The 25144-nt window shown below is 41.2% G+C and carries 20 protein-coding genes; 10 read left to right on the forward strand and 10 right to left on the reverse strand.

What is annotated here, in order from left to right; translation table 11 throughout:
* Positions 1 to 137: 137 nt before the first annotated feature.
* Complete coding sequence (locus B3D47_RS06930; protein ID WP_286860833.1) at positions 138 to 2642, reverse strand: acyl-CoA dehydrogenase; 2505 nt, start codon at positions 2640 to 2642, stop codon at positions 138 to 140.
* 350 nt (positions 2643 to 2992) lie between these two features.
* On the reverse strand, positions 2993 to 4006 hold the full coding sequence (gene lipA / locus B3D47_RS06935) for a lipoyl synthase (RefSeq protein ID WP_286860836.1): 1014 nt from the start codon (positions 4004 to 4006) through the stop codon (positions 2993 to 2995).
* A 217-nt stretch (positions 4007 to 4223) separates the two neighbouring features.
* On the opposite strand from lipA, the gene sthA reads away from it, so the two are divergent.
* Positions 4224 to 5639 carry a Si-specific NAD(P)(+) transhydrogenase gene (sthA, locus tag B3D47_RS06940; RefSeq protein WP_286860839.1) on the forward strand — a complete coding sequence of 472 codons (1416 nt, stop codon included), beginning with the start codon at positions 4224 to 4226 and terminating at the stop codon, positions 5637 to 5639.
* 143 nt (positions 5640 to 5782) lie between these two features.
* On the opposite strand, the gene B3D47_RS06945 is transcribed toward sthA, so the two are convergent.
* The 5 genes from B3D47_RS06945 to B3D47_RS06965 all read right to left on the reverse strand — a co-directional run bounded on the left by B3D47_RS06945 (position 5783) and on the right by B3D47_RS06965 (position 10657).
* On the reverse strand, positions 5783 to 6112 hold the full coding sequence (locus tag B3D47_RS06945) for a four-helix bundle copper-binding protein (RefSeq protein WP_071321101.1): 330 nt from the start codon (positions 6110 to 6112) through the stop codon (positions 5783 to 5785).
* 604 nt (positions 6113 to 6716) lie between these two features.
* Positions 6717 to 6851, reverse strand: a complete 135-nt coding sequence (locus B3D47_RS06950) for a hypothetical protein (RefSeq protein ID WP_286860842.1) — start codon at positions 6849 to 6851, stop codon at positions 6717 to 6719.
* Complete coding sequence (locus B3D47_RS06955; RefSeq protein WP_286860845.1) at positions 6844 to 8058, reverse strand: MFS transporter; 1215 nt, start codon at positions 8056 to 8058, stop codon at positions 6844 to 6846. Before B3D47_RS06955 ends, B3D47_RS06950 begins: the two co-directional genes overlap by 8 nt.
* 224 nt (positions 8059 to 8282) lie before the next feature.
* A complete protein-coding gene (locus tag B3D47_RS06960) occupies positions 8283 to 9356 on the reverse strand; it encodes an OmpW/AlkL family protein (protein ID WP_071321102.1) in 1074 nt (357 codons plus the stop codon).
* Positions 9357 to 9586: 230 nt separating this feature from the next.
* Positions 9587 to 10657 carry an OmpW/AlkL family protein gene (locus B3D47_RS06965; protein WP_004893975.1) on the reverse strand — a complete coding sequence of 357 codons (1071 nt, stop codon included), beginning with the start codon at positions 10655 to 10657 and terminating at the stop codon, positions 9587 to 9589.
* A gap of 250 nt (positions 10658 to 10907) precedes the next feature.
* On the opposite strand from B3D47_RS06965, the gene B3D47_RS06970 reads away from it, so the two are divergent.
* Positions 10908 to 11087: a hypothetical protein gene (locus tag B3D47_RS06970; protein ID WP_004810533.1), complete on the forward strand. Its 180-nt coding sequence runs from the start codon at positions 10908 to 10910 to the stop codon at positions 11085 to 11087.
* A 67-nt stretch (positions 11088 to 11154) separates the two neighbouring features.
* Here B3D47_RS06970 and B3D47_RS06975 read toward each other — a convergent pair whose 3' ends face one another.
* The gene (locus B3D47_RS06975) at positions 11155 to 12606 is read right to left on the reverse strand and encodes a sensor domain-containing diguanylate cyclase (RefSeq protein ID WP_071321103.1); all 1452 of its coding nucleotides are present in this window, start codon (positions 12604 to 12606) and stop codon (positions 11155 to 11157) included.
* Between the two features lie 186 nt (positions 12607 to 12792).
* Positions 12793 to 13581 (reverse strand): A1S_2505 family phage non-structural protein, encoded by a 789-nt coding sequence (locus B3D47_RS06980; protein WP_048881538.1) that lies wholly within the window; start codon positions 13579 to 13581, stop codon positions 12793 to 12795.
* Between the two features lie 384 nt (positions 13582 to 13965).
* Here B3D47_RS06980 and uvrB point away from each other — a divergent pair, with 384 nt between their 5' ends.
* From uvrB to B3D47_RS07015, 7 genes are all read left to right on the forward strand, one after another.
* The gene (gene uvrB, locus B3D47_RS06985; RefSeq protein WP_111810823.1) at positions 13966 to 15987 is read left to right on the forward strand and encodes an excinuclease ABC subunit UvrB; all 2022 of its coding nucleotides are present in this window, start codon (positions 13966 to 13968) and stop codon (positions 15985 to 15987) included.
* 152 nt (positions 15988 to 16139) lie between these two features.
* Positions 16140 to 16727, forward strand: a complete 588-nt coding sequence (locus B3D47_RS06990) for a lipocalin family protein (protein ID WP_004893989.1) — start codon at positions 16140 to 16142, stop codon at positions 16725 to 16727.
* A 157-nt stretch (positions 16728 to 16884) separates the two neighbouring features.
* Positions 16885 to 17823 carry an EamA family transporter RarD gene (rarD, locus tag B3D47_RS06995; protein WP_286860853.1) on the forward strand — a complete coding sequence of 313 codons (939 nt, stop codon included), beginning with the start codon at positions 16885 to 16887 and terminating at the stop codon, positions 17821 to 17823.
* A 109-nt stretch (positions 17824 to 17932) separates the two neighbouring features.
* Positions 17933 to 18355: a hypothetical protein gene (locus tag B3D47_RS07000; RefSeq protein WP_286860856.1), complete on the forward strand. Its 423-nt coding sequence runs from the start codon at positions 17933 to 17935 to the stop codon at positions 18353 to 18355.
* Positions 18349 to 19698, forward strand: a complete 1350-nt coding sequence (locus tag B3D47_RS07005) for a hypothetical protein (protein WP_286860859.1) — start codon at positions 18349 to 18351, stop codon at positions 19696 to 19698. Before B3D47_RS07000 ends, B3D47_RS07005 begins: the two co-directional genes overlap by 7 nt.
* Before the next feature lie 240 nt (positions 19699 to 19938).
* Complete coding sequence (locus B3D47_RS07010) at positions 19939 to 21396, forward strand: glyceraldehyde-3-phosphate dehydrogenase (RefSeq protein ID WP_004893999.1); 1458 nt, start codon at positions 19939 to 19941, stop codon at positions 21394 to 21396.
* A 185-nt stretch (positions 21397 to 21581) separates the two neighbouring features.
* Positions 21582 to 21956, forward strand: a complete 375-nt coding sequence (locus B3D47_RS07015) for a winged helix-turn-helix transcriptional regulator (RefSeq protein ID WP_286860863.1) — start codon at positions 21582 to 21584, stop codon at positions 21954 to 21956.
* A gap of 500 nt (positions 21957 to 22456) precedes the next feature.
* Here B3D47_RS07015 and B3D47_RS07020 read toward each other — a convergent pair whose 3' ends face one another.
* Positions 22457 to 23659, reverse strand: coding sequence for an MFS transporter (locus tag B3D47_RS07020; protein ID WP_004894007.1), 1203 nt, complete (start codon positions 23657 to 23659; stop codon positions 22457 to 22459).
* Positions 23660 to 23932: 273 nt separating this feature from the next.
* Here B3D47_RS07020 and cgtA point away from each other — a divergent pair, with 273 nt between their 5' ends.
* A complete protein-coding gene (gene cgtA / locus B3D47_RS07025; protein ID WP_004894010.1) occupies positions 23933 to 25138 on the forward strand; it encodes an Obg family GTPase CgtA in 1206 nt (401 codons plus the stop codon).
* Positions 25139 to 25144: the final 6 nt, after the last annotated feature.

Below are 25144 nucleotides of genomic sequence, written 5' to 3' on the forward strand. Positions count from 1 at the left end.
GCTTAACGTTTTATCTCTTAAATACCATCGTGCAATAGTCGTAAAAAAGTGGCTGAATAGCCACTTGAAATATCTAAAGTGAAGTCAAGAAATAACTTCACTTTGGAAAGCAAGATCCGATTGAGATAAGAGATCTATCAAGGACTGGTTGAATGTGAAGGTGCACTTTGAACTGAAGTATCGGTACCTGTTGCATCTGCTTTCGAAATATGAGGATTTTCAAGTTCCAATACTTCCTGTAAATGCAGATCGAAGACATCAGTCAACATGCTGTCGTAGCGACGCGCATTATAGTCCAGCAACTTATTGGCTTCTTCTTCATTAATAAAGCCTTGTTCATGCGCATCAGCCACATGATCAGCAAAACTGAGTCCTTTAAATTGACCTTTGTTTTCGGCTTTTTTAAAGCGATCCCAAAGCTGCTCAATCTCCAATAACATGGTGAAGGTTGATTCCATACGACCATTCACATCATCTTCCGCTGTGCTATAGAAAACATGCTTTTTCAGTACTTTCCGGAAAGCGTTATCTTCCATCATGACATTTGCGACTTCCTGTTTAAGTCGGTCAGATGGCTTCGCGACAGGTCGGCCAAATGGGAAACAGATAAGTTTGACCATGCCAGCAGCAACACCCACCGGGAAATTTGCAAACAGGTCATAAAACGCTTCCTGAGCCGTATATAAAGATTTCTCAATTGCCAATTGTGCATGCAGACGTTCAGCTTCAGTTTTTTTGCTATGTTCAAAGAATTTCAGGATTGCCGTCGCAATAAACAGATGGGCATGAATATCAGCCAGACGGCCAGAAAGCATTTCCTTGCGTTTAATATCACCGGCAAGTAAACCCAGACACATATCTGCAGTCAGGGCAAAGTTGGCACTGAGCCGGTTAATAATCTTGTAATAAGGACGGGTAAAATCAACTGCACTTTGTGGCGCAGCACTTGAACCACCGCTAAAAGCATAGGCAAAAGAGCGGGCAGTCCGGTTAAAGGTATAACCCAGATGCTTAAATAACATAATATCGAATGGATTCAGAGCGGCTTTTGGGTCTTCAGCTTGCAGAAGCTGTAATTCTTCATATAGATAAGGATGGCAACGCATTGAGCCTTGACCAAAGATCATCAATGAACGGCTCAGAATATTGGCGCCTTCGACTGTAATCGATACTGGAATGGCCTGATAGTTGAGAGCCAGGAAGTTACGAGGTCCCATTTGAATCGCACGGCCACCCACGACATCCATACCGTGATTGACAATTTTACGCATGGTCTCAGTGGCATAGTATTTAGCAATTGCCGTCATGACTGCCGGTTTACCACCTTGGTTCAGACCACAAGTCACTAAATAACGGAAAGCTTCCAGCATATAGGCATCACTGGCAATTTCGCTATTGGCTTCCTGTACGCCTTCAAATTTACCCACTGAAATCTTGAATTGCTGACGGATTCGAGAAAATGCACTGACATTCAGGTAAGTCATTTCGGCACTGGAGGTAGACAAAGCCGGTAGGGAGATACCACGACCAACCGCTAGACATTCCATCAGCATACGCCAGCCTTTACCGGCATTTTTCACGCCACCAATGATCCAGTCTAAAGGAATAAATACATCCTTACCTTCAACAGTACCATTCATAAAAGGGGAGCCAGGATTATGACGTGGACCGACTTTTACCCCTTCATGATTGGCCGGTAGCAAGGCACAAGTAATCCCATAATCCGTTTTATCACCGAGTAGATGGTCAGGATCATACATTTTAAAAGCTAAACCGACGACAGTGGCAATCGGTGCCAAGGTAATCCAGCGTTTGGAGAAATTCATTCTCAATCCCAAGACTTCCTGACCTTCAAACTGTCCATAGCAAACCACACCGGTATCTGGAATCGCACCGGCATCTGAACCGGCTTCAGGACTGGTCAAACCAAAACATGGGATTTCTTCACCTTTGGCCAGACCGGGTAAATAACGATCTTTTTGTTCATCGGTACCATAATGTAGTAACAACTCACCCGGCCCAAGTGAGTTAGGCACCATACAGCTCACAGCAGCAGTGAGAGAGCGTGAAGAAATTTTGCTCATCACCCGGCTTTGAGCAAAGGAACTAAAAGCACGACCGCCGTATTCTTTGGGAATAATTAGTCCCAAGAAACCGTTATCTTTAATATATTGCCAGATATGTTCAGGCAGCATTTTCTTCTCATGAATTTCCCATTCATCCAGCATGCTACACAGCGTTTCGACCTCGTTATCCAAGAATGCCTGTTCCTCAACGGAAAGTTTTGGATAGGGATAGCTATTAAAGGTTTCCCAGTTCGGCGCCCCCATAAAGAGCTCTTTTTCCCACCAGCTAGTGCCGGAATCAAGAGCCTCACGTTCTGTCGGACTAATGCTCGGCATGGCATCCGCTAAAGCCTTATAAGCTGGCTTGGAAATAAAAGACATACGTAAAGGTTCGATCATGACGACCAGACTGATCAGGATCAGGGGAATACCCAGAATCAGTGACCAAGGACTGATAAAGGCACAAACCACTGACATGACAATCAGGGTAATTGCCCCAGTGGTACGGGAGAGTTGAAAAAAGAAAATCGCCCATAAACTGGCAATGAGAAGAAGTACGGCGAAAATAAATAGCATTGTTATATTTCTCCAGGGTCATACAATTGTGATGCTGCCGATCTCCCTAAGGTGTCTTCATAAGACTTGATCAATTTTTTTACATCGCTTAAGCAACTGGCAAGTTCACAGCTGTTCTTGTGAGAACTATCGTTATTAAATATTTCAACGACATATTAAAGTGTTTTAACTATTTTTGAGATTGTTTGAAAAGTAAGCAGTATTCAAGTGAGAACACGCAAAGAAATGTGAAGATAAGTAATAACTTAATGAATGAAGACGAGAAAAAAATTACTAAAGATTAAATTAAATTTAAACTCATAAGCTATAAAAAAGCCCTCTATTTAAGAGGGCTTGGGCTGAAGCGATTTTTAAGCTTCAATCGTCTGAACAGTGATTTTTTTTGCCGGATCAACTTTACGACGTACTGCTGGAACCGGTTCGCCGTAGTATTGACGATCGGCAAAGTAGCTTGAACGTACCATTGGAGCCGACCATATATTCTTAAAGCCAAGCTTACGGCCATGTTCTGCGTAGCGCTCGAATTCTTCTGGTGTTACAAAGCGGTCAATTGGCGCATGCTGTTTAGAAGGCTGCAAGTACTGACCAATCGTTACATAATCGACCTCATGTGCTTTCAGGTCATCCAGCAGCGCAATAACTTCTTCTTCAGTTTCACCAATGCCGACCATCAAACCACATTTGGTTGGAATATCCGGGCAGTATTCTTTAAACATTTTCAGCAGGTTTAAAGAGTGCTGATAATCAGAACCCGGACGCATCGCTTTATACAGACGTGGCACAGTTTCAATATTGTGGTTAAACACGTCTGGTGGACATTCAGTCATGATACGTAGCGCAATATCCATACGACCGCGGAAGTCAGGAACCAGGATTTCTAATAAAGTTTTTGGACTCAGTTCACGTGCTTCTTTAATACAATCGACAAAATGCTGTGCACCGCCATCCAGTAAATCATCACGGTCTACCGAAGTGATTACCGCATATTTCAAACCTAAGTTAGCAATCGTTTCTGCCATATGGCGCGGTTCATCTGCATCGAGTGCATTTGGACGGCCATGTGCCACATCACAGAACGGACAGCGACGGGTACAGATATCACCCATAATCATAAAGGTTGCTGTACCACCGCCAAAACATTCAGGCAGGTTAGGACAGGCGGCTTCTTCACATACGGTATGTAATTTTTGCTGACGAAGTGTAGTTTTAATACGTTGTACTTCTTCAGGTGCGGCCATTTTGACGCGAATCCAGTCCGGCTTCCGTGGTGTTTCAACCGTAGGTACAACTTTTACAGGAATACGGGCGACCTTTTCCGCGCCGCGAAGTTTGACACCCTGTTCAGGTTTACGGTTTTCAGACATATTTAACTTTTCCACTGTTTTTGAAGGGAGGAGATAATCAAAGATAGCGTTTTTATTATAACGGACTTAGCTACAAATGGGGCAAAAAGGACTATTCATTTAAAAAATGTTCTCATCACACAATATATGTCAGTTAAATACACCAAAATGACATGATTTACGTCATAATATGGCAAACAGATATTGCAGATGAATTTAATTTATAAAGGAGCGTTGAATGCCACGTAAGAAAGAGGTCGTTAGTGGGACTTTCGTTAAGTACGATGCGGTAGTTCTAGGTTCAGGCCCTGCGGGCGAAGGCGCGGCAATGAAACTTGCCAAATCGGGTAAGCGCGTTGCAATCGTTGATATGCGTGAACAACTTGGTGGTAACTGTACGCATGTTGGTACGATTCCAAGTAAAGCATTGCGTCAAACGGTATCAAGCATCATCCGTTATCAACGTGATCCAATGTTCCAGAAAGTCGGTGAATGGAAACAGTTCACCATGAAACAGGTACTTCGTAATGCGCATAAAGTGATTCAACAGCAGGTTGAAACACATTCACGTTTTTACGACCGTAATAAAATTGATATCTTCCATGGCCGTGCCTATGTTCAGGATGAAAATACCATTTTTGTATTTACTCCAGATGGCATCAAGGAAACGATTCAGTTTAAACAATTAGTGATTGCTACCGGTTCTCGTCCTTATCGTCCGGAAATTCTAGACTTTAATCACCCACGTGTATTTGATTCAGACAAAATTCTGGATTTGGATTATTCAATCCAAAAAATCATTATTTACGGTGCAGGTGTAATTGGCTGTGAATACGCATCGATCTTTATTGGTCTGGGCCATAAAGTTGACCTGATCAATACGCAACCGAAGCTACTTAGCTATCTGGATGATGAAATTTCCGATGCCTTGTCTTATCACTTGCGTGAGCAGGGCGTGTTGATCCGTCACAATGAGCAGATTGATTACCTTGAAACATCTGATGATTATGTGGTTCTACATACACAAAGTGGCAAGAAAATTAAAGCAGATGCCATCCTTTGGTGTAATGGTCGTTCAGGGAACACTGATGGTTTAGGTCTGGAAAACGTTGGCCTGAAACCGAACAACCGTGGTCAATTGACTGTAAATGATCAATATCAAACCGAAGTCGAAAATATCTACGCAGCGGGTGATGTAATCGGCTGGCCATCTCTTGCTTCTGCTGCCTATGACCAAGGTCGTTGTGCAGGTGCAAACATGAGCGGAGAAAAAGATGTTGCACCAGTGACGGATATCCCGACTGGTATTTATACCATTCCGGAAATTTCTTCAATTGGTAAGACTGAACAGCAGTTGACTGAAGAAAAAATTCCGTATGAAGTTGGCCAAGCTTCATTCCGTCATCTGGCACGTGCCCAGATTACCGGTGATACGGTAGGTGAATTGAAGATCCTGTTCCATCGTGAAACATTAGAAGTTTTAGGCGTTCATTGTTTTGGTAACAATGCTTCTGAAATTATCCACATTGGTCAGGCGGTAATGAACAGCCCGAACAATACCATCAAGTATTTCGTGGAAACCACCTTTAACTATCCGACGATGGCAGAAGCGTATCGTGTAGCAACGTTGAATGGCATGAACCGTTTATTCTAATTTGATTAATTCAAGTTAGATCAAAAACCCGTAAGTATTTGCTTGCGGGTTTTTTTTTTATTGGAATGGTTTGAGTTGGTTAGAACATACAACTATTGACCTATGCCATTTGAAATGAAGAACAGGATTATAAAATTAATTTTTTAAGCCGCCATTTTTCGGCATTCTTCAGCACAACGACGACACGCTTCGGCACACTGCTGGCAATGATCGTCTTGATGTTGACCACATTCTTCTGCACAGTAGTCACACGCTTTGGCGCAGAGTTCACACATCTCATGCATGAAAGGAGACTGTTTCTGTTCTATACGGGCGCAAAGCTGGCAAATATCTGCACAATCCAGACAGCGTTGAATACATTCCCGCATCATCTCCAGATCTTCTTCTTTAAGACAGGCGCTAGCACAGTTGGCACATGCGAGTGAACAGCTCATACAGGCCCGAACACAATCTGAAAATTGAAGCTCATTCATGGTCTTTTCCTCTATTCATATGCTGAATCCTGATTTTCTAATACGCTAAGCAGAAAAAGGAAAATACACTAGGCAGATTAGGTGAGGAAAAGTAAACAGTTACCTTATTTTGTTAAAGATCGATTAGATCAAACCTAATATTCAGAGTTAACTTTTTGTTTGGAAATGAAACATTTTTGGTGCGGTCGCAGTATTGATGGTAGAAAATTTATATGCAGAGTCATTCTTATCAAAGGTTTAGGTTGCCTTTCTCGTTATTCTCATTTTTTATTAAAATGGACGGAAACCCGCCAGGCTATAGCGTTCCAAGAAAGGGCAATGACCAGTTGGAAAGAGTGCCGGGAAGATGGAATGACCTGATTGTCTCGGAATACAATTCTAACTAATAATTTGCTCGTAATCACTGGGATAAATTTGTTATTACGAGGCCTCAACTTTATGTCTGATAATCAAAACATATGAAAAAACTTAAACCCAGACAGCGCAAAATTATTATGAATTCTAAAATTTTGGAATAATAAAGAAATATAGTAATTGTTGGGTTTTACTACTTTTAGTTTTTGTGCTGAAACATAGTGAAATTTACTGATGCTATTTCAGCAGTTTAATGCGCGCAGAAAGCCTGATTAAAATATTCAAACAGTTCAGGGGTTTGCAGCCATAGTGCAATCGAGAATGTGAGTAAAAGCAGGATTGCCACAGCAATCGAGATTTTGAGTTTTAGCAGAGAATCAGTCATGCACAATTTGCTCCTCATTGACCCAGAAATGTACCAGTACACCAAACACACTTAATGCAATCGACAGCATCCATACGGCATTGTAATTGCCTGCTATATCATGGTTAACACCACCGAGCCATCCACCAAAGAATGAGCCAACCTGATGGGTGAAAAATACAATACCACTCAACATGGTCAGATACTTAACCCCGAACATATTGGCGACAATACCATTGGTCAGTGGTACGGTAGACAACCATAATAAACCCATGATGACACCAAAGGCATAAACTGTCCATGTGCTTAGGGGCAGCAGTAAAAATGCAATAATAGCAATGCCGCGTAGACCATACAGGCCCATCAATAAGTGCGGTTTAGAGTATTTCCCACCGAGCCAGCCGGCGGTATAGGTGCCGACCACATTAAACAAACCGACCAGTGCCAGGAAAATTGTTCCAGTAGTGGCATTAAACCCGTGATCAATCAGATAGCCAGGCAGATGAATTCCGATAAAGACTACCTGGAACCCGCAGACAAAGAAGCCCAGTGCAAGAAACCAGAAAGGTTTATGGTTTTTAACCACCACTAGAATCTGTTTAAAACTGAGCGATGCTTTATTGGGTGTAGGAATGGCATTAGCAGCAACATACATCGGTGCTTTCAGCATCCAGGCGAGGGGTACAATCAGTGCGATTAAAATGGCACTGACCATCAGTGCGGCTGACCATCCGACATTCTGTAACAGCAGCAGGGTCGAGGGCAGCATGATAAACTGACCAAAAGATCCGGCTGCACTGGCAATGCCCATGGCCAGACTGCGTTTTTCTGGTGGTGCTGCACGTCCGACTGCAGACAATAACACCGGAAAAGAAGTTGCAGATAGTGCTAGACCCAGAATTAAGCCCACACTGAGATTGAGTAGCAGACCGGTCGAACTGAATGCCATCAAGAGTAGGCCAATGGCATATAAAGCACCACCAATCGCTACGACAATTTTGCTGCCATATTTATCGGCAAATGCCCCGGTAATCGGTTGTACTGCACCCCAGATCAGGTTTTGCGTGGCAATGGCCAAACTAAATACATTATGTCCCCAACCAAATTCTTCACTCATCGGTACCAGATATAGGCCAAAGGCATGACGGACACCTAAAGACAATGCCAGAATCACTGCTGAACCAATGAGCATATAAATAAGTGGTTTGGAAAACTGGCTGTTGGTCATAAAGAGTCTGTACTGTGAGTATCGCAACCTATGTTAGTCGATTCGACTTGTCGTCGCGATAGAATAATAATTACTTAAAAGATAAATTTTTTTTATAGATTCGATGTTTATAGAGATAGACAGGTCCAGATTAGAATCTAGATATTGCGTAAAGTCTTGGCTGATTTGGTGAATTCGGAACTTAAAAAAGCAGAGCTAAGCTCTGCTTTTAAAATTGAACTGTCTTAGAATCGCATACCAATACCTGCATAAGCTAGGATCGGATTAATTTCTACATCGGCTTTAGAATTGATTAACGTTTGCCCGGTATTTTCATTGATTACAGTAATTTTGGATTCGTTTTGCAAATGGGCATAAGACACTGAGCCAACTGCAAACCATTTCTCATTGAAATCATAAGTAAAGCCGGCAGTCACTACAGGAGCAAAAGCATCGGTGGCTTCGAGATCCACTTTCATTCTGCCATTACTGTCCTTCATTTCAAGAGAAGCACCAGCATTTTGATTAATAATATTCTGGATCATATGACCTGCAGCAACCAGATCAGCTTCAATGCCTTTATCCATTTCAAGTTCATTGAAGTAGGCATACATTAACCCTACTCCTACATAGGGGCGGAATTTATTTACTCCTGTCTTACCAAAATGATATTGGAATTCAAAAGCAGGCGTCCATGCACGAGCTTCGGCAGCTTTGCTAGACTGCGCCAGGTCTGTAATTCTAATGTCATTGGCAAGATTTAAATTGCCTGCAATCCCACCCAAAGGCGTTGCCACAGCAGCAAATGGGGCATAAATTGTACCTTTACCTTTGATATCTACTTTGGGGGGAATACCAGCCTTCATTTCAAATGAAACATTATCAGTGAAGAAATAATTGGTCATGATGCCAAGCGTAGTGACATCATCTGCTTCAAGACCTGTTCCCGGGTTATCCCATTCTGAAAGACCATATACATAAGAATCTCCAGAAAGGCCACTAGATACCTGACCCCCAAATGCACCAATTAATCTTACTAATCCTTCAACAACACGATTTGGTCTACGGTCGGGATCAAGGTTATCTATGACGGTTTGTGCTTGAATATCTCCAACTTTGGATTGATAACCTTCATTAATTGCAGTATTTACACGAACGGGCTGTGCTTTACCTTGTGGCATGACATGTAAAGCCCCTACTGAGACTGAAAAACGCTTAAAGCCATCACCTTCTTGCAAGCTGAAATAAGGAGAGTCTGCATGAGCCAGAATAGGCATTAATGCCATTGATCCAATGAATGTCCCTAAAATCTTTTTCATTTGAACTCCTTGTTCAATTTATTCATCTTTGTTTTTGTTATTGTTAATAAACTAAACTTAGTTCAATTAATCTGTATAAAAAACGAGAGTGCTAAGTGGGTGAAAAGTTAATAAATAATGATTTTTATTTCAATGTGTTAATTTATTTTAGTAATTATGTAATTTATTAAATTAAAGATAAAGAGCAGAGTTTAACTCTGCTCTTTGGGTATCTAATGAAATCTATATAATTAGAATCGCATACCAATACCTGCATAGGCCAAGATCGGGTTTACCTCAATATCTGCCTTGGATTCAATTAGTTTGCCGAAGTTATTATCTGTAACTGTGATCGTAGTTTCATTGTTTAAGTGAGCATAAGAGATTGAACCTACCGCAAACCATTTATCATTGAAGTCATAAGTAAAACCTGCAGTGACGACTGGAGCAAAAGCATCTGTTGCTTCAACTTTAACTTTTGGATTAGCGTTTTCATTTGGTGATCCATCTAATGATGCTCCAGCTTTATTATCCAAAATATTAGCAATCATATGACCCGCAGCAATCAGGTCTCTTTCTGTCTGTGGATTAATTTCAAGTTCATTAAAATAAGCATACATGAGGCCTACGCCAATATAAGGACGGAACTTGTTTACGCCAGTTTTACCAAAGTGATACTGGAATTCAAAAGCTGGTGTCCATGCTCGGGCAGAAGCTGCAGGACCATGTGCCTCTAAATCTGTAATAAAAATATCATTGTCTAACTCAATAGAACCGACGATTGGCGAAGCAATTGCACTAAATGGAGCGTATATTTTTCCCTTTCCTTGTAAGTCTACTTTAGGTGGAATCCCAGCTTTCATTTCAAAAGAAATATTATCAGTAAAGAAATAATTGGTCATGATGCCTAAGGTGGTGACATCATCTGCCTCTAACCCAGTTCCCGGATTATTCCAGTTTTCTAAACCATAAATATTTGCCGTACCACTCATGAACGCGGGCAATGTACTATTTGGATTTACACCATTAATTAAATCAATTAGCCAATTAGCCAAACCTGATGAGTTTTCTGCACGGTTATCAATAACTGCCTGGGACGAGATCTCTCCAACATCAGATTGAATACCTTCATAAGCAGCTGTACTTACTTTAAACGGCTGTGCTTTGCCTTGCGGCATGACATGTAAAGCCCCCACTGAGACTGAAAAACGTTTAAAGCCCTCGGCTTCCATACTGAAATATTTTGAATAGTCGGCCGCCTGAGTGGTGGAAGTAATTCCAATAAGTCCGGTAGCCATACATATAAAAGTTGATTTTTTCATCTTAAAGTTCACTCCATGAAGTTTAAATGACGGATTATTATAAGTTCAATTTAGATAATTATAGAGTATTTACTCTACTCTAAAATTGCTTAAATTAAGATAAATGGAATACTTGAGACGTTGTTTTTTTAATCAAAAAATGGTAGCAACATTAAATGAAACATCGTTTGATAACACAATAAAAAGACTTGTTTTTACATCTCGCTCTTTTTTTTTGTACAATAGACTGAGTTATTATTGAGTCAAGCTGATGAGCTCCCCAAATACTCCCAAGAAAAAGCCTTTAGTTAATTTGCCGTTTCCATTGAAGCAAGCTGATCAAGGTGCAACAGATGAGATCTTAGAGGATCTTCGTCCCAAGCCACAACGTTATGCTGATCGAACCTGGATGCCACCACGTGGCACCCGTCGTTCAATGGGAAAACGATAAGTTTTCTAATAAAAAAGCCATGGTTTGACCATGGCTTTTTTATTTATTGCTATTTAAGTCATTTAACTTACTGAGAAGCTGGCATTCTGCGGTCATTATTTTGATAATGACTTCTTTTCTGATGATACATATCTTGATCGGCACGTTTTAGCATGTCTTCAAGACGCTCATCTGCATAGCTGGTTGCATGTCCGATCGATAGGCTGATTGGCTGATGTGAGTAAAACTGGTTATCAACCACTAAAAGTTCATGCAAACTATTGAGACAATTTTGCAAAGCAGTTTGATCCGCACCAGGTAAAAGGACTACAAATTCATCTCCACCAATTCGAGAGGCAGAATAGGGCGTATGTTGAATAAGTTGATTCAGGATATTACCCACGCGACGTAACTGGTTGTCTCCAGCATCGTGTCCAAGGCAGTCATTTAATTCTTTGAGTCCGTTGAGATCCATAAAAATACAGGATACTGGACGCAGTAAATTACGCTCCAGACGGTTCAGTTCCTGCATGTAAAATGAACGGTTACATAGCTGAGTCAAGACATCATGTCTGCCTAGATATTCCAGATAATGTTCAGCTTTTTTACGTGCGGTAATATCTGTCAGGGCAATTTGAACAATACTCCAGTCATGGAGGTAATCAGGAAATACGGTAAATTGAAGCAGGACATGACGGATACTGCCATCCAGTGCATAGTTTACGGCTTCACGCTGATGATGCAGGTTACCATTCCAAAGCTCAATAAGTTGTTCTTTAAAGGTCTGTACCATTTCTTTAGCAAAGACTTTATGTACATTCTTTAATAGAGCATCTTTGGTTGAGGCGCCGAACAGATCGAGAGTGGCCTGATTGACATCAATGATTCTAATCTCTCTAATGCATTCATAAATAAAATCATGATGTACATCCAGAAAAGTTTGAAAATCTTCAATTCCTAAATCACGTAAATGATCTAGTTTAATTTTAATATGGCTAAAATCCTCGATCCATAATGAAGCCGGTGAATAAATAAAACGAGCTTCAGCCAGATGGCGATTTTGTTCTTCTAAACGACGAGCTTGTGTATAAGCAGTGATGTCTTCAGTAGTAATCAAGAGTAAGGAGAGATCATGCTCATGTTGTGGCAGGACAATTCCTTTCAGCTGAATATCCAGACGTTGACCAGTCAAGGTATAGTTTACTGCTGAATGGGAAAATTGAGTGTCTCCATTCCATAGAGCGACGAGTTCCTGGATGTGGGATTTGCTCATATCCTTTTTGAACACGAGATCCAAATTTTGACTGAGATGGTTAAAGTCATCTGCCTGATAAAGTTCTAGTGTTTTAGGATTGACCTTAAGTAGTTTAATTTTTTTCGCACATTCTAAAATACGTGATTCGTCTTCTTGCAAAAAAGTGAGTAAATCCTGCACCCCTTGAGCACGCCAGAGATCAAATTGTTTTTTTACCTCACTAAAATCTTCAAGCCACATGGCAATAGGAGATAGTTCAAAAATTGGAGAATCCAGCATGTTCATTCAAGCAGCTCAATTTTATTATTTAATTTAATGAGGCAAGTATAAGACCAAAAAAATGATTTTAGAATAATGTGATAATTAAATATTTATCTTGAAATTGAACGCTATTTTTATTAGATCACCTTTTATATTTCACAATAAAAAAGCCAATTCAGGAATTGGCTTTGATTGACAATAATTCTGAAATTAAAGAGGGTTTCTACGTGCTTTATTTTCAGGTTTTGGTGGCGCGATTTCACGCTTACCATGCCAAACATCTGAAAAATCCTGTTCATTAATATTATACAGTTCGAGCAGTGCCAGAATCACACCACCAAAGACCATTGGACCTTCAGAATTGTTCTGGAAATCGAAAACCTTACCATTCAAATTATGCAGAATGTCCTGAATCTCAAAAACACGATCACGGCCATTACTATCTGTTGGATACATTTGGGTATTCAGTAAAATTTTAGCCAGGCTTTTTTCACTATCGGTCACTGCAAGCACTTCGATCAGTTCATCGGTGGGGTCAGCAAAAATGATAGAGTCACGGAAAATGGTTTTAAGGAATTTTTCATTCAATTTCGGAAGCGGTTTTTCTACAAACGGGCGAAAAGATTGCGGGAAAATCACGTTATGTGAAATCCCTTTAAACATAGGTGCAATTTCTTCCACTTTATAACCTGCAATGCCGCAGCCGACCGAGGTCAGGAAATACTTATTTTTCGGATGATTCTTGGTATAAATTTTAAAGTCATCGATATAATGCTGAATCTGTGACAATGGCATTTGTTGCAAATGCTCATTCATTGTAGGAATAGCATAGCTTTGACCAGACCAGCCACGACCAACCCCTTCTACAGCACCAAAGTGCTCAAGCGCTGTTCTTGCGGCACCGCCTGCATGCAGCCCTGCCATATTGCTGCCAAATACAAATACAGTATTTTCTGGCAAGGATTTGACGATGCTTTCATCATGGTATTGGTAAGTCATGGCTTTTGATTCGATATCCTTATTGGTTTCATGTTGCCTTTGAAATTGCTAGGGGTCAAGGCAAATTGTGTCTATAAGAAAGCAAAAGTCTCAAGAGAAATTAGAACTTTATGTAACTGAATTTTAGCTATCTTCATAGAGATGTTTAACGTGCCACTTGCTTGAGTTCTTAAATATTATTAGCTAATTTTTAAATAAATATTCTTGAAATTTAATAAAATATTCAAGGCGGATAAGATGAGATGGAACTGTTTTGTAATCATTCCATTAAGTTACTTATAGACTTCAATTTTTACCAAATAGACACCTGTTTAGGCATTGAGTAATTCAGATTTAACCCCATAATTAGAGCAACAAAATATTGCCAGTGAATTGCCGCCAATTATGTCTGATAAAACCCCTTTCGATTTAGTGACCAGCTATCAACCTGCTGGCGATCAGCCACAAGCCATTGAAAAACTGGTTCAGGGAATTGAGCGGGGCTATAAGAATCAACTATTGCTAGGCGTAACAGGGTCGGGTAAGACTTACACTATGGCCAATGTGATTGCGCGGACACAACGCCCGACCATTGTCATGGCACATAACAAAACCTTGGCAGCTCAGCTCTATGGCGAATTTAAGGCATTCTTCCCGAATAATGCGGTGGAATATTTCGTTAGTTACTATGATTATTATCAGCCTGAAGCCTATGTGCCATCTTCCGATACTTTTATCGAGAAAGATTCAGCAATTAATGATCATATTGACCAGATGCGGTTGTCCGCAACACGAGCTTTATTGGAACGCCGTGATGCCATTATTGTTGCTTCAGTTTCTGCAATCTACGGTTTGGGTGATCCGAATGCCTACATGAGTATGTTACTGCATGTGGTGGAAGGGGATCGTATTGGTCGGGATGATATTATTCGCCGTCTGGTCGAGATGCAATATACCCGCAATGAACTGGAGTTCCTGCGTGGTACCTATCGTATTCGCGGTGAAATTATTGATATTTTCCCTGCGGAATCGGACCAGAATGCAATCCGTATCGAGCTGTTTGATGATGAGGTAGATTCGATCCGCTGGTTTGATCCATTGACTGGCAAAATGATCCGCAAAGTACCGCGTGTGACAATTTATCCAAAAAGCCATTATGTCACACCAAAGGATAATCTGACCCGTGCCATTGAAACCATCCGAGAAGAGCTGAAAGAGCGCCTGGTGTTTTTCCGTGAAAATGACAAATTATTGGAAGCACAGCGTATCGAACAGCGTACCCGTTATGATCTGGAAATGATGCAGCAACTGGGCTATACCAATGGGATCGAAAACTATTCACGTCATTTATCTGGCCGTCCCTCAGGTGAAGCACCGCCAACACTGTTTGATTATGTACCTGATGATGCCTTGCTAATTATTGATGAATCACATGTAACCGTTCCACAGATTGGTGCGATGTATAAGGGTGACCGCTCACGTAAGGAAAATCTGGTGAATTATGGTTTCCGTTTACCGAGTGCACTGGATAACCGCCCAATGAAATTTGAGGAATGGGAGCGTATTGTTCCAACCACGGTTTATGTCAGTGCAACGCCAGCACGATATGAACTGGAAAAGTCAGAACAGATTGTAGAGCAGGTGGTGCGTCCGACAGGATTGGTGGATCCTGAAATTGAAATCCGTCCAGTGCTGACCCAGGTCGATGATGTATTGTCCGAAATCAATATCCGCAAAGATCTGAATGAACGTGTACTGGTAACGACATTAACCAAGCGTATGGCAGAAGACCTGACTTCATATTTGAAAGAATATGGCGTAAAGGTAGCCTACTTGCACTCAGATATCGACACCGTAGAGCGGGTAAAAATTATTCATGAATTGCGTACCGGTATTTACGATGTGCTGGTCGGGATTAACCTGTTACGTGAAGGTCTGGATATGCCAGAAGTGTCCTTGGTAGCGATTCTGGATGCAGATAAAGAAGGTTTCCTGCGTTCCGAACGTTCCCTGATTCAGACCATTGGTCGTGCTGCACGTAACTTGAAAGGTAAAGCAATTCTTTATGCGGACCGGATTACGGACTCCATGCAAAAAGCAATTGATGAAACGGATCGTCGTCGTACCAAACAGATTCAGTTTAATGAAGAGCATGGCATTGTCCCACGCAGTGCCGTACGTCAGGTGATTAAGGAAATCGATACTGGTGAGGTGCTCGATGATGATCAGATTGATGAACGTATTTCAAATCAGGCTAAAGCTTTAAGTGCGGATGAGCGGCATCTGCTGGCAGATCCGAAACTGTTTGCAAAGCATATGACTAAGCTTGAAAAAGAGATGCTGAAAGCTTCTAAAGAACTGCAGTTTGAACAGGCAGCGCGTTTGCGTGATGAAATTCTGCGCTTGAAAGCTCAGATGCTGAGTTAAGCATCTGATCTGCCTATGATTAGTTGTGCAAAACTAATCATAAATCTTACATATCGATACACAATCATTCACACAATGACGTTATTGTTGTTACAGATAAAATTTTACAAAAACATGTGGTTCACTCATCTGTGTGAATGAAAGGATACTTTATGACAACTAAGAATTTTTCTCAGGCAAGTCTAAAAATTGCCAAAATTGCGGTTGGTAGTGCTGTTCTTCTGGGTTTGGGCGCTACGACCATGGCATATGCGCAAAAAGAGTCATTACCGACCGTGGAAAAAGTTGAACTGGACCGTTATTTGGGTACATGGTACGAAGTGGCGCGTAAGCCTTTATATTTTCAGAATAAGTGTGACCGTGATGTCACAGCAACGTATACTTTGAATGAAAATGGCAATATCGTGGTTGATAACCGCTGTATTAAAAAAGATGGTGAACAAACCCAGTCAGTGGGTGAGGCATTTGTGCAAAATCCACCCCAAAATACCAAATTAAAAGTCAGTTTCTTGCCAGACTTCATTCGCTGGATTCCTGTTGGGCGTGGTGATTATTGGGTTTTGAAACTGGATGAAAACTATCAAACCGTTCTGGTCGGTGAGCCTAAACGTAAATATATGTGGATACTCTCACGTGATCCGCAGTTGGATAAAAATGTAGTGAATGAATATTTACAATATGCTCAGTCAGTCGGTTATGACCTAAGTGATGTGATTCATACCAAACAAACTGCACGCTAAACTCAGTTTATCCTCAAACCATGCTTCGGCATGGTTTTTTTATATTTATACAATCAGAAGCTACACATTGAAAATTTATCATTCGATCAAAGAATAGAGACAAGTATTCTTGAAGACATCCCGATATAATGCGCGCAAAGAGATTTTGGGGTAGTGAATGTATAAAGGGATCGCGCTGTCAGTGCTGGCGTCACTGGTTTTTGGTGTGCTTTATATTTTCACGCCTTTTCTGCAGCCACTAGACAGTGAGCAAACCTTTGCATGGCGTATGTTGGCGACCCTCCCGTTTCTGACGGCGTTTATGTGGTGGTCAGGTGATCTCAATCATATCAGCAGTATTTTTAAGCGAATTCTACAGCAGCCGACGTTTTTGATCTGGTTAATTATCAGCTCTTTACTTTGTACAACCCAACTCTGGTTATTTTTATGGGGGCCGATTAATGGTCGCGGCCTGCAAGTGTCGCTGGGTTATTTCCTGTTGCCTTTGGTGATGGTTCTGGTTGGCTGTGCGCTCTATAAAGAAAAACTGTCTGCTTGGCAGATGACGGCGGTGGTTTGTGCGGTACTGGGCGTGGGACATGAAATCTGGCGGATTGGTTTTATTGCCTGGGAAACGGTCTATGTGGCTTTGGCTTATCCACTGTATTTCTTCCTGCGCCGTCGCTTTGGTACGGATCACTTGGGGGGATTCTGGTGGGACTTATGTCTGATTCTGCCAGTGGCTTTCTATCTGGGCTTTGTACACAGCGATTCTCTCAAGCTGATGGTCAGTTTCCCTCATCTCATCTTGGCAGTTTTGGGCTTAGGTTTCTTAAGTGCTTTAGGCTTGGGCAGCTATATTCTGGCAAGCCGTTATCTGCCTTTCGTGATTTTTGGTCTGCTGAGCTATCTGGAACCAGTGTTACTGGCTTTTGCCTCGATGGCACTCGGGGAACGGGTGGAATCTGGAGAATGGCTGACCTATATCCCGATTTGGTTGGCAGTGATGGTGCTAATTGTGGAAGGAATATTGCATTTAAAACAGCAGCAGTTGAAAAAAGATGAACTTGAAAAAAAAGCTGAAAAAATGGAAAAACTCAAAAAAAATAATGAATAATGCTATTTGCATAAGTGTGATATTCGTCAGATAATTTTGACGTAAATGTTATCTAATTCATGTACCATTTTGTTTAAAAGAATGTTCGTTATATTTAAAGGGGATAAACATGTCACAGATTGCGATTCCATATCAGTTACGTGCACGTTTATCCCAACTGGAGCCGAGCCTCGATTTAGAATGGGAGCGGGAGCTTAAAGCCGTTCTGGCAGATATCTCTCCTGAGCTCAAGGAAAGTATCGATTTTCAGATTTTAAAGCCAAAAAGAATTCTCTGGGATCAGAAAACCAATCAATACCGTTATCAGGCTTATCATTCGGTAGAAGCTTTAAGCCAAAAATTTCTGAATGACCGGATGCGTTATTATGCCAGCACGTTCGGTCTCTCTTTGAAAAGCCTGCTCGGGTTAAATGACAGCTTGCAAGTTGCAGACTACCTGGAAAACGTACTCGAGCAGATTGATAAAATTGAAGTCAATGAAAACTTCCAGATGCAGCGTGAAAAGCTGGAGCTACGTCGTACTTTTTGTTGAATGCTGCTGAAATTATTCGTGGTCTTCAATTACAGCCGGTTGAGGGCGTACGTAAGCTCACTGAACAGCAGGTTAAATGCTTCATTATTGAAGTGTTTATCAAGCAACAGTTGTTGGGCTACTGGTATAAACCTTTATTAAAAAAACAGACTGCGGAAATGCAACATCCGCTATTCCGTTATTTTCTGATTAAAGAACAGCAAATCCGTCATTTTGATATTGTCCGCACTTCACAGTTTTTATTTATCGTTGCGCCTGTGATGGATGTACAACAAAACCCGTATTCTATTCGTCGCTTCCTCATAGAAGAAAAAGGTGCATTAGAAGGTCAAGTCTATCTGAATATTCTGGTTCTGGATCTGAAAGAGGATATGAATGAGGAGGTAGTGGAGACCCTGAAATCCCAGCTGCAGCGAATGGTAACCTTGCAAAGCCAGATCCATCTGGACGTCAGGGACATTGTACATAATCTGGAGCAGGTCTCTGAACTAAAGTTATTGCCTCTGCTGGTCGAACCGGTTCAGGTGGTCGAAAAGAATGCCGATGTTGTGGCGCAACGCCATTTGAAGCAGTTGGAGGAAATTCTGACGCGGGAATTGCTGCTGCCAATGCGGGATGCGATTCGTGATCATTTATCGCATATTGAAGAGTTTGCTTATCTCTATTTGCATGTACATAAAATCTTTACTGAAATTTTAGCCTATTACCGGGACTTCAAAGCTCAGCCAGGATTTATGTTTAATTCCTATATCCAGAATTTCGAATATAAGTTATTGGCATTTATCCGTTTGCTGGAAAAGCGTAAGGGTGAAACCTTTATTCCGATGAACCGGAATGAATGGCAGGTAATGCATCAGCGTTCCCAGCAGCCGATTAAAGATATTCAAACCACGATTGCCGATAATGTGCAGCAATATCGGGATCTGAAAAAATATATCAATACGTTGAACCGTCAGAAAGCCGAATATGAAAAAAAATCCATGCTGAAAAAGCTTTGGCGTAAAGATAATTCAGATGAGGCAATAGAAATAGCACTGAATAAATTGCAGCAGTTAAAACGTAGCATGTTCCTGGAAATTATTCAGGTGCCAAGAACCCATGAAAACAGCAGTGTATTTCTAGAATTTGAAAGTTTGCAAAGTTTCCAGAAAGTTGAGCGTCACTATGCCTTTCCTTGTGGGGATAATGGTCTCACCCGTTTACCTCTACTGATTCATTTGCCAGAAACTTATGATGATTTTGATGTGGAAAACTTTAATGCTTCTATGAGTCTGGATATGAATTTTTCAGCAGGCAGCAGGCTGCAACTGGATCATGAAAATGCAGTCAACTTCGAGATTTAGATTTGTGTGAATAAACAACATTTAACAAAAATCTGGTTTAGAGCTTGAAAAATGTTATTTTTCGATTTTTAAATGCAAAATCATCTGACTAATTACAACTATTTTTAAAATTTATAGTGAATATAGGCCTTTTTCCTCAGGACTTTGGCAGCTTTTGATTCAAACTTGCTGCCAATTCCATTACAATTATGGGGTTTTGAAATTTATGCTTAGATTTACAATTAATTAGAGGACGTATCTGTGAGCAAAGACACTATCGTTGCCCTCCATGCAGAGCACCAAGGTCGCTGGAAAAACCGTGAAGAACTCGCGGAGCGTATGATTGCCCTAGTAGGTCAGTTATATCGTGAAAAAAATATCGTAGCTACAGTTTACGGTCGCTCTTTAATTAACCGTTCTGTAATCCAGATCCTTAAAGCGCATCGTCGTACTCGCGTATTGGACGTTGAGCTTTCTGTTGTAGACACTTTCCCAATCCTTGAAGCATTGGCGAACATTGACAACATCGGTACTGCTGAAATTGATCTAGGCAAACTTGCTGTTGAATTCAAAGCAAAAGGTGGTGATGTTAACGCATTCGTTGCTGACGCTGTGAAATCTCTTGAAGGCAATGCAACTTCAGTTGAAGGTAAGGACGTTGTACTTTACGGTTTTGGTCGTATCGGCCGTATTCTTGCACGTTTGATGATCAGCCAGTCAGGTCTAGGCCGTGGCTTGAACCTGAAAGCAATCGTGGTTCGTAAATCATCTGACGGTGACCTGGAAAAACGTGCATCATTATTACGTCGTGACTCCATCCATGGTCCATTCGCTGGCACGATCTCTGTAGATGAAGAAAACGAAGCAATTATTGCAAACGGTCAGTTCATCAAAGTGATCTATGCATCTAATCCATCTGAAGTGGATTACACTGCATACGGTATCGAAAATGCACTAGTAATCGACAACACGGGTAAATGGCGTGATGCTGAAGGTCTTGCTCAACACCTGAAATGCCCGGGCGCTGCGCGTGTCATTCTGACTGCACCTGGTAAAGGTGACATGAAGAACGTTGTATATGGCGTAAACCAGGCTGACATCCTTGATGAAGACAAAATCATCTCTGCAGCAAGCTGTACAACGAACGCGATCACTCCAACACTGAAAGTGTTAAACGACAAGTACACAGTGATCAATGGTCATGTTGAAACAGTTCACTCGTTCACGAATGACCAGAACCTGATCGACAATTACCACAAAGCTGATCGTCGTGGCCGTGCTGCTACACTGAACATGGTAATTACTGAAACTGGTGCTGCTAAGGCCGTTGCAAAAGCGCTTCCAGTACTTCAAGGTAAACTGACAGGTAACTCTGTACGTGTACCTACACCAAACGTATCTCTTGCGATTCTTAACCTGACTTTGGGTCAAGAAGTTGATCGTGATGAAGTGAATGAATATATTCGCCAAATCTCTATCAATTCTAACCTTCAAGGTCAAATTGGTTATACCAACTCGACTGAAGTGGTATCTTCTGACTTTATCGGTTCACGTACTGCAGGTGTATTCGACGCGCAAGCGACTATCACTTCAGGCAACCGCTTAACTGCTTATGTTTGGTACGATAACGAAGTAGGTTATAGCTGCCAGGTATTACGTATTGCTGAACAAATGGGCGGCGTAAGCTATCCAAAAGTTCCTGCTGAAACTAATGCATAATTAGTATTGAGCTGAAAAAAGGGCCTCATTTGAGGCTCTTTTTTATTGCATATTTTTTAGGTTTAATTTTTGGATTGAAATGGAATATTAATTTGAATATTACCTTGCTGATGAATTCTTGATCTGATAACTTTCTAAATGAAAGTACATGCTGAAAAGTAAGTTTATAAATTAAGAGAAATATTATGTCAGCTTATGAAACCAGTAAATTGCTGGGTCAGGTTTTATCAACGGAATGTCCTTCACGTGAAATACTGGAACACTTAGCCAATAAATGGTCGATTCTGGTGTTACGTTGCTTAAGTGATGGCGTACATCGTTTCAGTGAGCTGAAACAGCGCATTGAAGGGGTGAGTGAAAAGATGCTGGCCCAGACTTTAAAAATGCTGGAGCAGGACGGGTTCATTTTAAGAACGGTCTATCCTGTCGTACCACCAAAAGTGGAATATCAGTTGACCATTACCGGCTCACAAGCAGCTGAAAAAATAATGAATTTGATTGGCTGGTTAGAGCGTAGTCTGCCGGAGATTTTAGAAAATAAAGAACGTGTTGCAAAATAGAAGCTAAATTGCTTTTGGGGAAGCAATAAATGAAAAAGTTATAAAATTTGGTTGCTACTTTAATTGGCGATCTATGGGATTTTATGTGCGATCAGTATTGCTCTTTATGAGCTGATACAAATTTTTGTAGAAGATAAGTCTACCGTAACAAATCTTTTGATTTGGTCAGCGACAATGTTTGCACCTATAGAGGTGTTTGTAATTTATACAAGTTGAAAAAACAAAAAAGTACAGAGCTTATATTTCAACAATATAAGTATATTGATGCAATTAATTAAGGTGGAGAATAAATATAATATATTGAAAAATATAGTTTTAGTTGGTGATAATAATTATGATCATTTAAAAAAGACAACTCATCTATTTGACGATGATTGTATTTTTCTAAAAAAGAGTGTTTGGTTTTAAAAGAGCTGATAAGTGACGAAAGCGGTAAAAAGGAATTAAAAAAAATTAATAAATTTCCCTCTCCTTAAAGGAGAGGGTTAAGGAGAGGTCAATTAAGATGAAATTTTTGTCTCAAACATCTTCCTAAAATCCCACCGATCAATCAGCAAAATCCCAATCGAGAAAACAAGGCTAATTACCACACAACCAACCCATTCAAAGTGCTCCCAGGCATACACTGCACCTAACGAGCCTAAAGCTGCACCACTGAAGTAAATCGTCATATACACCGCATTAATACGAGAACGTGATTTCAGATCAATCCGATATACCAAATTCTGATTGAGCACGTGAAATGCCGTCAAACCAAAATATGCCATCAATACACCAACTGCATACACCAAGATATTTTGCTGAGCAAAATATAACGGAATACAAGAAAGCAGCATCAGGCTAATACAAAGCATAGCGACCAGATTTTCCCTACCTGCACCGACAGTTCGACCTGACCAGCTCGATGAGTAAATCCCAATAACACCGAGTAAGCCGAACAATCCAATTTCAAAGTCAGTAAAGTAATATGGGGCATTGCCTAAGACGAAAGTCATAGAAGTAAAGATCATGGATAAAATGCCAAAAGCCAAGGCACCGGCACAAGCTCGACGAATCAGATGTGGATTCTGTTTAGCGATAATGAATAGAGAGCGGTAAATGTCGCCAATGGTTAAACCTGCTTGCGGTTGAGTATTGGGTAGCTTTTTCCACATTAAGATTGCAAACAGCAGGGTAATAATGCCACTTGATAGATACACACCTTCCCAAGACCAGTAAGTCGAAACAAATCCGGCAAAAGTACGTGACAGGATAATTCCCATCACCAAGCCACTCATCAGTTTGCCGACAATGGCGGCACTGGATTCAGGTGGACTAATCGTAGAAGCAAAAGGAATTAAAACCTGCGCCGAGATTGCGCCAAATGTCGCACATAAGGTAAATACATAAAGCGTTGATAAAGTCGTGCTGAATGAAAGCAGAATCTGCGAAATGGCTGCAAAGACCATCAGACTGAGAATCAGCTTGCGTTTATTCAGGAAATCTCCCAATGGTACTAACAGCATTAAGCCCAGTACGTATCCAATCTGGGCGATCACTACCGTTAAGCCAGCCTGACTGGTTGTAATTCCTAAACTTTCCTCGATTGAATAGATCAAGGGCTGATTAAAATAAGCCGATCCGGCACAGAGACCACATGCCATTGCCATAAGTAATACAAATTGTGATGACAATGGGCTGACAGAATTCTTTTCTGTGGTCATAGCTATACCATGGGCTTTTTTTCGACGTTGAGCACTATAGGCAGCTCGATGCCAAATCAGAAATAATAAAAAACGATCAATTAAGCTTTAAAAACTATATTTTGAATTTTTATAGGTCTGAATATTTTTCAGACTGTTTTGTATTTTGAGACAAGCTGAATGAAATTACCCTTGAAATGAGCGATCTTCATGGAATAGTGCATAAATGTAGTCGAGAAATGCTTTAAAATATGGCAGAATAGGCGGTTTTAAAGTTTTTAGAGGATTGGCAATATGCGCTTTGTTGATGAAGCAGTCATTACCGTAGAGGCTGGCGACGGTGGCAATGGCGTAGCCAGTTTTCGCCGTGAAAAGTTCGTACCATTTGGTGGTCCAGATGGTGGTGATGGTGGTCGTGGCGGCAGCATTTATGTTCAGGCTGACGACGACACGAGTACCCTTGTAGATTATCGTTATACCCGTAGATTTCGCGCTGAACGTGGTAAAAACGGTGCTGGCGCAAACTGTGCTGGTCGTGGTGGCGAATCAGTTATTTTAAAAGTTCCTGTAGGAACAACTATTGTAGATAGTGAATCTGGCGACATTATTGGTGACCTGATCGAAGACGGTCAAAAGGTATTGGTTGCTCAAGGTGGTGATGGTGGCTTGGGTAATACCCACTTCAAATCGTCGACTAACCGTTCTCCACGTAAGTGTACCCATGGTGTTAAAGGTGAATTCCGTGAAATCCGTCTGGAGCTAAAAGTGCTTGCAGATGTTGGTTTACTGGGTATGCCTAATGCAGGTAAATCAACCTTTATCCGTGCAGTATCTGCTGCAAAACCGAAAGTGGCAGATTATCCATTTACCACAATGATGCCAAATCTGGGCGTTGTGGATGCGGATCGTTACCGTTCATTTGTGATGGCTGATATTCCAGGTCTGATCGAAGGTGCTGCTGAAGGTGCGGGTCTGGGTATTCGCTTCCTGAAACACCTGGCACGTACACGCATTTTGCTACACATTGTCGATGTACAACCGATTGATGGTTCAGATCCTGCTTACAATGCCAAAGCAATTATTGCAGAGCTCGAGAAATTCTCGCCAACGCTTTCTAAATTGCCTGTGGTATTGGTTCTGAACAAGGTTGACCAGTTAGCAGAAGAAACACGTGACGAATGGTGTAACCATATTCTTGAAGAATTACAGTGGGAAGGCCCTGTCTTTAAAACTTCTGGCTTAACGGCAGAAGGGACGAAAGACGTTGTGTACTACCTGATGGATCAAATCGAACAGCAACGCGAACGTGAAGTTGAAGATCCAGAATATGCAGCAGAAATGAAAGCATTCCGTGATCAGCTGGAAGCTGAAACACGTGAACAAACGATTGCTGCGAAAGAAGCTTATCGTGAAATGCGTCGCGCTCAACGTCTGGGTGGCGATGACTTTGATGATGAAGATGATGACGACAGCGACGTAGAAGTATATTACGTACGTTAATCTTTT

Source organism: Acinetobacter sp. UBA3461 (genome assembly GCF_002381195.1).
In the GTDB taxonomy this organism is placed as follows: Bacteria; Pseudomonadota; Gammaproteobacteria; order Pseudomonadales; family Moraxellaceae; genus Acinetobacter; species Acinetobacter schindleri.